The following is a 9,811-nucleotide window of genomic DNA, read 5'->3' as shown; positions in this document are numbered from 1 at the left end:
GTAGAAGTCGTGATCTCAGGGTCAACTATTCGTGTCTCTCAAAGCAGACAGTAGCAGAAACAATGTAAATCTTCGCAGTCGGTTGGTTGTGAGAATGGTTTAATCTTCTACAATAGAATCAATAGCAGAGGAATTGGCCTCGTTCTCGCTTTATGTGTTCGACACCCCAGACAATATACACAAAGTCACCAACCTTATGACTATTTCAATGAAAACACAAAGGAGTTAATCAAATGGCTTATACGCTTCCCGAATTACCCTACGCATACGATGCGCTGGAACCACACATCGATGCGCGAACCATGGAAATTCACCACACCAAGCACCATCAGGCTTATATTTCTAAAGCAAACGACGCTTTGGAAGGTCACAGCGACCTCGCAGCGAAATCCATTGAAGATCTGATGAGCGATCTGGGTGCTGTCCCTGAAGCGATTCGTGGTGCGATCAGGAACAATGGTGGCGGACACGCTAACCACAGCCTGTTCTGGACAATTATGTCACCCAACGGTGGCGGGGCTCCCAGCGGTGAACTCGCAGACGCAATTGACTCCACATTCGGCAGCCTGGATGCTTTCAAAGAAAAGTTTTCCAATGCTGCTGCTACCCGCTTTGGAAGCGGCTGGGCCTGGTTGTCCGTTGACAGTGGTAAGCTGGTTGTGGAAAGCACACCTAACCAGGACACTCCACTTTCTGAAGGCCGCACACCTATCCTGGGACTCGATGCCTGGGAACACGCATACTACCTAAACTACCAAAACAAGCGTCCTGACTATATTTCGGCATTCTATAATGTGATCAACTGGGATGAAGTCGCTAAGCGTTACGCAGCAGCCAAAAGCTAATTGTCGGATTTTGATCGACAATTAACCCCTAAATTGCCGATGAAATGAAAGCGGCCTTCATGTTTTGAAGGCCGCTTTTGGTATTTGGGGGAATAATTTTATGTCAATCCGCAGCAGCAACTTAGCCATTCTGATAGTTATGCTTTGCTTTCAAGCTGGCTGCCGGACCATACCCGATTACCATCAGCCTGCCGGATTCAGCAGTACCTATCACCAGCGTATCTATCCGGAAACCGCAGTCGCATCTCTGTCAGATGGCACCGCTCAGGGAGTTCCCAAGGATCAGGGGGTCTTTTATCCCACCGACGTCAAAGTCAAACAGCCAAAATACCATGCACCACTGGCTGAAATCAGAGGCCGTATTACGGATGAAGAGCTGAAAAACGAAGGCCGTAAACTGCAATTCGACAGTTTGAGAAGAGCCGACGACTATATGAATCAGGAACAAATTTTCAACGAGAATTTCCCGGCCCCCACAGCCTGGTAACCGGATAGCACTGGTTGTGTGAGAGTTCCCGCTTGTAAAGATTACATATTCAAAAAAACTGAATTTCAGTCGTCGATTCTGCTTTTGACAGGAAATTTAATACCCGCTATCTTCCCGATCTGCTTTAATGAAGATGGAATTGTGAGAAAGTCTTCATGAAATACTGTGGAAATGGGAAGGACCCCAAAAGTGGTAAATGGCCAACATGTTGTACTCTTCGATGGTTTGAATGAAACAGAACAGGTTCTCAAAGCGATATTCGAACCCCAGGGGTGCCGGGTCAACCGAATTCGCAAACACCATCCCGTTGATGCCGTCTCCTCTGACGAAATTCCCAGCATCGTTGTTGTACACGATGATGATTCCAGTGATTTCACCACTAATCAACCAGGATGGAATAACATCCCAAAGATTGTCATTGGTTCAGTAAAACAAGCAAAAAGGACCAATCCCGATCAATCCACCCGTTTTCTGGTTCAGCCTTTCCAATATGCAGAATTGATTGATTCCATTGAAAGCCTTCTGACGCAGCCCCCGTCGACTCATTAATAGCCTGCAATTTCTACCCCCAGCTCCCTTGAATTCAAGCCGCCCCGATTTCTCGTTGATGGCGGCGATTTTAAAGCCGTTCGGAGAAAGAAGAATCGATTCCGGTCTGGTACAGTACCAGTAATTGCGGTCTGGGATTTGAACAGGGCTCCACGTTGGGATATGATGCTACATAGGGGCTATACAACACAGAGTAAGCAAAATGATGACAAATTAATTCTTGAGCAAAAGGGACCTGCAAGAGAAATGCTTGTCTGTCATCAAAGTCTGAGTATCATCTAAGTCTCGGGCATTTTGCGCGGTAAGTCAGTAAAACACAGTTGAGCCGAAACGCATATGATTCTGCTCAGCTGGAGAATTTGCTTACTTGATTACTTGGCAGACAATACCACCATGAGCGGCAGGTCCAGTCATCGACTGGGATAAGAAACCATGAAAAGGTTGATACGGAACGATGTAACCAAAGCAACGCTGCTGGTCATCCAGGGTGTTGATTTGGGAACGCGATTTAAGCTCGGCACCGAACCTGCCGGAGTAGGGCGGGGCGTTCGCAATGAAGTTCGCATCCTGGATACGGAAGCGTCACGCCAGCATGCCTTGATCTCATTTAAAAATGGTTCCTATATCATCACCGATCAGAACAGTTCTAACGGAACAATGGTTAATGGCACCCAGATTCAGTCAACCAAACTCAATAACGGCGACCATATTCAAATCGGTCGCAGCTTGCTGCTGTTTTCGAGTCAGTCGATTGATGAAGATTCCCGCTATATGGCGGAAAAAATCGATTTGATCAGCAACGAAGATTCGCATCACTCCAGTATCACACACGAAGTCAATCACCATTTCGATTCCGTGATTCTGGATACAGCCGATGCTTCGGGAGTCATTCAGAAGCACGAAATCCAGAATGATCTTCAGGCACTCTATCGTGTCGCCGAAGCTGCTGTCAGCCCAACGATCTCACAGGAAGAATTACTCAAGCGAATTCTTGACCTCACCATCAACACCGTCGGTGCAGACCGGGGCTGTATGTTGATTACGGACCCCCAGTCGGGTGAAATCCTGCCACAGATCTACAGCAGCCGCGATGAGAAAAAGACCGGGCCGCGCATGCCGGTTTCACACAGCATTGTGGATTATGTTCTGAATAAAAAACAAGGGGTTCGCACATCGGATGCACAGCGGGACCAGCGATTTGAAGGGGGACGCAGTATTCTCCAGGCGGGCATCAGAGAAGCCATGTGTGTTCCCATGCAGGGACGTCACGAACTGATGGGTGTCATCTATGTCGATACAACGACTTCGCATCCTGAAATGCTGTTAAAAAATGGTGCCGTGGAAAAATTCAGCGAAGAACACCTCAGACTACTGGTGGCGATTGGACGTCAGTCAGCCTTAGCCATCGAAAACTACCGTTTCCAGAACGCCATGCTGAAAGCAGAACGCTTTGCTGCAATGGGACAAACCATCGCCACATTAAGCCACCATATTAAAAACATTCTGCAGGGAGTGCGCGGCGGCAGTTATCTCATCGATATGGGACTGAATAAATCTGAAGAAGATCTGGTCCGCAAAGGCTGGAACATCGTTGAAAAAAACCAGAACAAAATCTACCACCTGGTGATGGACATGCTCACTTTCAGCACCGAGCGGAAACCTGCTTTAGAACCGGGATCTGTCAACACCCCGGTCAAAGACGTTTATGAGCTGATGCAGGCACGCGCTGAAGAATGTGGCGTTCAGTTGAAGTGTGAAATCGCGAAAGACTTGCCGGAATCTGTCTTTGATCATGAAGGCATTCACAGGGCGATTTTGAATATCGTGATCAATGCCATAGATGCCGTTGAAGGCGCGGAAGCCAAACAGGGGATTGTTCTTCTTGAAACAAAATATCTGTCAAAACCGGATCAGATTCTGATCATGGTTTCAGATAATGGTCCCGGAATTCCTGAAGATCAGATCGGTAAGATTTTCAATCTGTTTGAATCGACTAAAGGAGCCCGGGGAACTGGAATCGGATTGGCGGTCAGCCAGAAAATCATCCGGGAACATGGTGGCGAAATTAATATCGAAAGTGAATCAGGAAAAGGATCGCGTTTCACACTTTCAATCCCGCGTCTGGACGAAGATCATCCACCGGCAGCTTCTTCCTGACTCTTTTAGAAAGCCCGTTTGATACGCCCCGTCTTTTCCGGACTTTTCTCCCCCCCCTGAATCATCGCCTGCAATGCAACAGGATCAGCGCCAAGTGGTTCTTTTAATTCGGACCAGACTGCTGCCTTACAGGTGGGCAATAATTGGAAGTGAACCGGTTCGATTTTAACCAGTGGTGGCAGTTTCTGTTCCTGCAAGATGATGCCTCCCCGAATCGCCAATGCGTGCTGATTGGTTTCTTCCCCAAACAGACGCGACATTTCTTTTAAAAACTCTGCATCAGTTTGTTGCGAACTGCTTGCATTTCCGGCCAGTACATCCAACCGCTCAATCATAAAACCGTCAGAATCACCCCACCACTGAATCAGTTTTTTTTCACGGAGGCTCTCTGGAATTGAAAACAAAGCAGCGGACCGTGAGAAATCCGATCGAGCTGCAGAAGTCGCAGGGGCGGGCATAAACACAGAATCATCTGCAAATATTTGAATGGGAGCAGGGCCCGCTACTGGAGCACCAGAGATCTGTTGAAATGCGAAAACAGATCCTCCGGGAGCAAAGGTGCTCTGGCTCAGAGAAACCTGAATCGACGGAGATGAAGCAGAATTCTGCGTTTCGAAGGCAAATATATCTCTGAGACTCAAGAGCAGGCTGTTCTGAACAGCAACACCGAGCCGAGGCGTACGTGATTCAATAATTGTTCCCGAAGCTGACAGAAAAGAACGATCCAGTAGAATCTGGTCCGGTTTCCCGGTAGTGGATGGTTCAACAGACACGACAGACTCAAAACGCCGGTCATTGATCAGCATCGCATCCAGAGCACATTGATCCAATGCCACTCGGCTATTCTGACAAACCAGAAAATGTTGGGGGACAACGCCTTTCCTTTCAGCAGAAATCCGAAACTTGCCGCCAATGATCTCCAATGTCGAGTTTTTCAGGGTGATAAATGAGGAAATGCCCGCCGTCTTCTGATCGCGCGGTCGCTTCTGCGCTGAGGGAGAAAAGAGCTTCAGTTCTACAATCGGAAGTTCACCCTCTTTTTGCTGAAACTCCAGACGAATCTGTTTGTTCTCAATCAAAATCGGAGACGTGAAGCAGGTTCCCTGGCCGCTGACAGTGACATTCGTCGGTCCTGAAATGACGGAACTGCTGAGAAACTCGCTGAGGTCTCCCTTTGTCATGTCAAAAGTGACGGTTTTTGCTTTTGTAAATTGATCATGAATTTCCTGTTCAAACTGCGGTTTGCTCAGATAGGCCTGAATGCGTTTCAATTGTCCCTGAGAAAGGGATTTCAAAGCAGCAGGATCACAACCTGCGATCACTCCCCCTTCGGAAATAACATGAACAGCTTTTTGTTTGGAAAAATCGAGTAACGGTCTCACAAAAGCAGGAGCGCGCAGTTCGTTCAATTCCGGAGGCAGTTCGGTATTGAATGTACCGGCTGCTATTATTTCTCCCCAGCTTTGCTGCCAGGTACGATGCGAATCAATTTGAAACACGCTCTGAGTACGACCCGAATCTGTGGATCGCAAATACAAAGGCCACCCCCACAACAAGGCACTTTCCACTTGAAATTTCAGTCCATCAAAGCGATTTTTACTTTGCTCGCGTAATTTATCCTGCGGCCAATTGATCAGGGACATCATCGAAGCTTGTTTTTTTTCCGGGCTGCCAATCAAAACAGAATTCACCACGATGATCTCGGTTTGATTTCCTTTCACTACGCTCTCGCCCGGCTGCTTTGCAGCTTTCGAGTTCGGGGCACCATTTAACTCAAATATCGAGTGATCAGAGAGCAGGGTGCTGGAAAAGATTCTGGCAGTGCGGGGGGCTTTGCGTTCTTCCCAGATCAAATCGTTTTTGACGATCTTCCCCAGACTTGCCAACGCCAGACAGGGAGTTCCTGTTGTGGAAATAAAGCAGTTTGAGATCATCACATCAGCGAAAGGTTGATCGACGTGGATCACTTCCAGTCGATTGCCGGTAATCACGGAATTCTCAAGGAAGATACGCGACTCTCCCTGAGGATGCCCCAATGACGCACGCGGATCGCCTGTGGAATTAATAAATCGAATCTCTCTCTCATTATTCCCTGTTAGTGAAAATGAACAGTTCTGAAATGTAAAATCGCTTTGTTTGATACCAAAAATATTACACGTTCCGGTACCCGGAAGCTGAGAAACATCACATAAAAAATGAATCCCCTGAAATCGGAGTACTCCCGAGGAAAAAGAAATTAAATCAGTTTCTGACTGATTCGCAGCCTGATCATCTCCTTGAATCACAACCACCGGATCCTGCTCGGCATCCGCCATGATGATGAGCGGGGAGATATTCTGTAATCGATGTCGCTTCAGCAAAAAGGGACCCTGGCCAAATAAACGAATCACAGCGCCCTTTGAAGTGACCGCTTCGATTGCTTCATTGAGACTTCCATAGAGTCCCGCGTCCGTTTTGCCTTTGGCAACTTTGAATACGGGCAATTTCAGATCAGCTTTACTGCGATTCGGGCCGGCCAGAGCAGAGAAGCCCGGTCCCCATTCCGGCAGGTGCAACTTTTCCTGTCCACGAACTGCCATGTTCTGCCATTTTTCATTCGACTGTTTCTTCGAATCAGCAGACTGGTTTGCTCCGTTATTATCCGCAACTTCAACCGTTGGTTCTGACTTCACATGCTCATCTGCAGCCGCCTGATCTTCCTTACCGGGTGGCCCCTGTTTCTCAGAATCCTGCTGATTCCCCTGTGGATTTTGATCGGCTGACGCAAAAGGATTACTTCCGGGCCCCTGCGGACTCGGGCCTGATGAACTAAGTGCTTTGATTCCCCACCAGACGAGCAATATCAACAGAATCGCCCCGCCAACCAGCATCCCAATCTGCTTGAAATCCACCATAATCTGACCTTCGGATACTGCATTCTCATCCGATTCAACTGGAGTGGTTTTCCGGGACGGCCTCTGCGGACGCTTCTCTGAAGCAGGTTCTTTCCCTGGTATTTTCTTGTTTTGTGGTGTTGGTCTCGTGCGCTTTCGCTCTTCAACCGAAGCTTCTGGCTTTTGCGAAGGGGCAGATTGTCTGGTTTTCATGGCTGAGTCAGAAATGACGGAACCTTCTTCCATCGGTGGTGTAGAGCGACTTGACTTGTACGGTTCTTCCGAAGCGTCCCGCAGCGATTCGGGCGCTATCGATCTTTGTCTTTTGACTGAACCGGCGGGGCGCTCGACCACGGGCACTATGGTTTCTGACTCTTTCTCCATTTCTGCTGCCAACTGCTGCAGATCAAAACTGGTGCTGAGGCGACTGCTCGATTCTTCTTCGTGATCTTCGACCCGACTGCTGTAATCGGGCATGAATTGATTGATCAGAAAATCACTGCTGTCCGCCGCCTGATTTACTCCTGTTTCGAGCGTCGCATGCTCGCTGTCAGATTCATCATTGGCCAAGCCTTCCAGTACATTGTTCTCAACGTTGGATCGCTTCAGATTCGAATTCTTCAAATCTTCCAGCAGCTCTTCCGGCGTCTGATAACGCTCACTCTGTGACTTGGCCATCATCCGCTGAATGATGGCTACAACTCCTTCCGGAACCCGCTCATTTAATTCACGGGGATCGGGAGGAGGCGTCGTCGCGTGCGCTGCCAGTTTATTGGTTAAACTTCCTTCCGAGAAAGGAGCGCGGCCAGTCAGCATGTGATACCAGGTACATCCCAGAGAATAGAGATCACTCCGAATATCTGCGGCCTTGCTGTCACGCGCCTGTTCGGGGGCCATATAATCAACGGTCCCTACCGTTGTGCCGGCACGGGTAATACTCGTCTCTGTGTTATCATCAATCGAACGTGCCAGACCGAGGTCCGTCAGTTTCACAACCCCATCCTGCCGGATGAGAATGTTAGCCGGTTTTATGTCTCGATGGACGATGCCTTGCTGATAAGCATGCGCCAGAGCCTGTGTGACCTGCGTGATAATCTCCAGCGAGCGACGAACGGGAATTCGGCCTCGTTTGTTGATCAGATTATGCAGATCGGTCCCTTCCACATATTCTAAAGCAATGTAGAGATAACCATCTTCTTCACCCGCATCATAGACTGACACAATATTTTCATGCCGCAGATGAGCGGCAGCCTGACCTTCTGCCTTAAAACGTTTGACAAGGACAGGATTCTCTGCCTTATCGCGGGGCAGAATTTTTAAAGCGGCCAACCGGTTCAACGTGGTATCTTTGGCAAGAAAAACGGCTCCCATGCCGCCCGCACCGATTTCTTTTTGAATCTGATACTTACCCAGCGTTTCAAGTTTAGGGACGCGCGCAGACTGGCGTTTTTTCTTTTCAGGAATATCTTTATCCCGCTTGGCCATCGCCTACCCCAGAACTGTCTGAATCGACAAATTCAAAAACATCTTACTGACACGGTCCGCTCTTTAGAATCATCAAGAATTGATTTAAAGCTACAAGATACATGAAGCTGGAAGACCTTATATCATATGCATTTGGAAAGGCAGAGTCAAAATAGACCCTCTTTCTTTTCCAGATTTCTGCGACAAGGAAAACTGAACAGCATTGAACCAGATTTTTCCTCGATGAATCCGTCTTCCGGAGTAGTTCAAATTGCGTCAGACCAGTCCAGGCACTGAACAAGGCCGGATTTCATACCGCAGACACACCATTGCCCGAACGGGTCACAGGCAACTTCGATGGCTTCGTCCGGAATAACTCCCCCCCAGAGGAGCTTTCCTTCCTGATTTAACCAATACAGTTCCTGCTCAATCGTCGCTGCCACAATCCGATTTGCAGAAAAATCGCAGTCAATCACTTTAGGCGTCCCTTCAAAAACCAGAGTACCCGCAGTTTCTCCATCGTGATCAAACATCAAGATCCCATAATTAAAGCCCGCCAGATAGATCCGATGGCCATCACCGGCCGTCGCGATCCCGCCGCAGTTAGACCAATGTTTCTCGGTCCAGAGACAATTGCCTTCCAGATCATAACAACAGAGCAGTCCATTTTCAGCAGCACCAATCAAGCGCGGTTCTGTTACCTGAAACTGCAAATAACTAAGCGGTCGAATAGTTTCAATACTGGCGATTTTCCGTTTTTGCGAATCAATAATAATCGTCTTGCCGCTGGCAAGACTGACGGCAATATAATCACCGTAGGAGTCCATCGAGATCGCCAGGCATTCGACGGAAAAAGAAATCGCCCATAAGACGTTCAAATCGCGATCGAAACAGCAGATATTGTTGTTGGAATAAATCGCGGCTCCCAGTTTTCCGCGGTCACTCCAGTGCACCAGTTGTACATCCTTAATGCCTCGATTCAGATGCAGAAACTGTCCCTGTCGATCCAATAAATAAAGGCCGCCTGAAACATCGGCGGCCAGTATTTCTCCGGTTTCACGTGCCAGATCCAGCGCACTTAAAGGAGCTTCTGTAGAAAACGACCACCGCAAGTCGGGGGTCGCTCCTTTTCCCTGTGTGAGCCAGGCGGCACGTTCATCCATCATGGTGTTACAGCATATTGCCTTTGCAGTATTTGTAAGCCACGTTTGATATCAGAATCTGCTGCAAGCATTTGCTCTCGCGATGCGCCATACATGGCAGTCTGCAGTTCATCTTTCTCAACCGTGATATTGGGTTTGATCCCAATCTTACCATAAGTGTTTCCCTGAGGCGAATAGAATTTGGCAGTTGTCAAACGTAAACCGGTTGAACCGCGAATCGGGAAAATACTCTGCACTGACCATTTACCATAGGTTTTTCGACCGATTACAGTC

7 protein-coding genes are annotated in these 9,811 nt (G+C 48.3%); 4 read left to right on the top strand and 3 right to left on the bottom strand.

Translation table 11 applies throughout. The features are described 5' to 3' along the window. Nucleotides 1-233: 233 nt before the first annotated feature. From Q0294_RS14915 to Q0294_RS14900, 4 genes are all read left to right on the top strand, one after another. Nucleotides 234-845, top strand: coding sequence for a superoxide dismutase (locus tag Q0294_RS14915; RefSeq protein ID WP_299467025.1), 612 nt, complete (start codon nt 234-236; stop codon nt 843-845). Between the two features lie 100 nt (nt 846-945). Then, nucleotides 946-1,332: a hypothetical protein gene (locus Q0294_RS14910; RefSeq protein WP_299467023.1), complete on the top strand. Its 387-nt coding sequence runs from the start codon at nt 946-948 to the stop codon at nt 1,330-1,332. Nucleotides 1,333-1,521: 189 nt separating this feature from the next. Then, nucleotides 1,522-1,881 (top strand): hypothetical protein, encoded by a 360-nt coding sequence (locus Q0294_RS14905; RefSeq protein ID WP_299467021.1) that lies wholly within the window; start codon nt 1,522-1,524, stop codon nt 1,879-1,881. 432 nt (nt 1,882-2,313) lie between these two features. Then, nucleotides 2,314-4,038 (top strand): ATP-binding protein, encoded by a 1,725-nt coding sequence (locus Q0294_RS14900; protein ID WP_299467019.1) that lies wholly within the window; start codon nt 2,314-2,316, stop codon nt 4,036-4,038. Between the two features lie 5 nt (nt 4,039-4,043). Here the strand turns inward: Q0294_RS14900 and Q0294_RS14895 are convergent, their stop codons facing one another. The 3 genes from Q0294_RS14895 to Q0294_RS14885 form a co-directional block, all read right to left on the bottom strand. Next, complete coding sequence (locus tag Q0294_RS14895) at nt 4,044-8,396, bottom strand: serine/threonine-protein kinase (protein WP_299467018.1); 4,353 nt, start codon at nt 8,394-8,396, stop codon at nt 4,044-4,046. Nucleotides 8,397-8,641: 245 nt separating this feature from the next. Continuing rightward, complete coding sequence (locus Q0294_RS14890) at nt 8,642-9,541, bottom strand: hypothetical protein (RefSeq protein ID WP_299467017.1); 900 nt, start codon at nt 9,539-9,541, stop codon at nt 8,642-8,644. Next, on the bottom strand, nt 9,538-9,811 hold a 274-nt coding region (locus Q0294_RS14885; protein ID WP_299467015.1), incomplete at its 5' end, for a S41 family peptidase. The genes Q0294_RS14885 and Q0294_RS14890, both read right to left, overlap by 4 nt.

This window comes from uncultured Gimesia sp., from assembly GCF_937919775.1.
In the GTDB taxonomy this organism is placed as follows: domain Bacteria; phylum Planctomycetota; class Planctomycetia; order Planctomycetales; family Planctomycetaceae; genus Gimesia.
The sequence above is the reverse complement of the archived record's forward strand: the minus strand, read 5'-3'. Positions and strand labels throughout refer to the sequence as shown.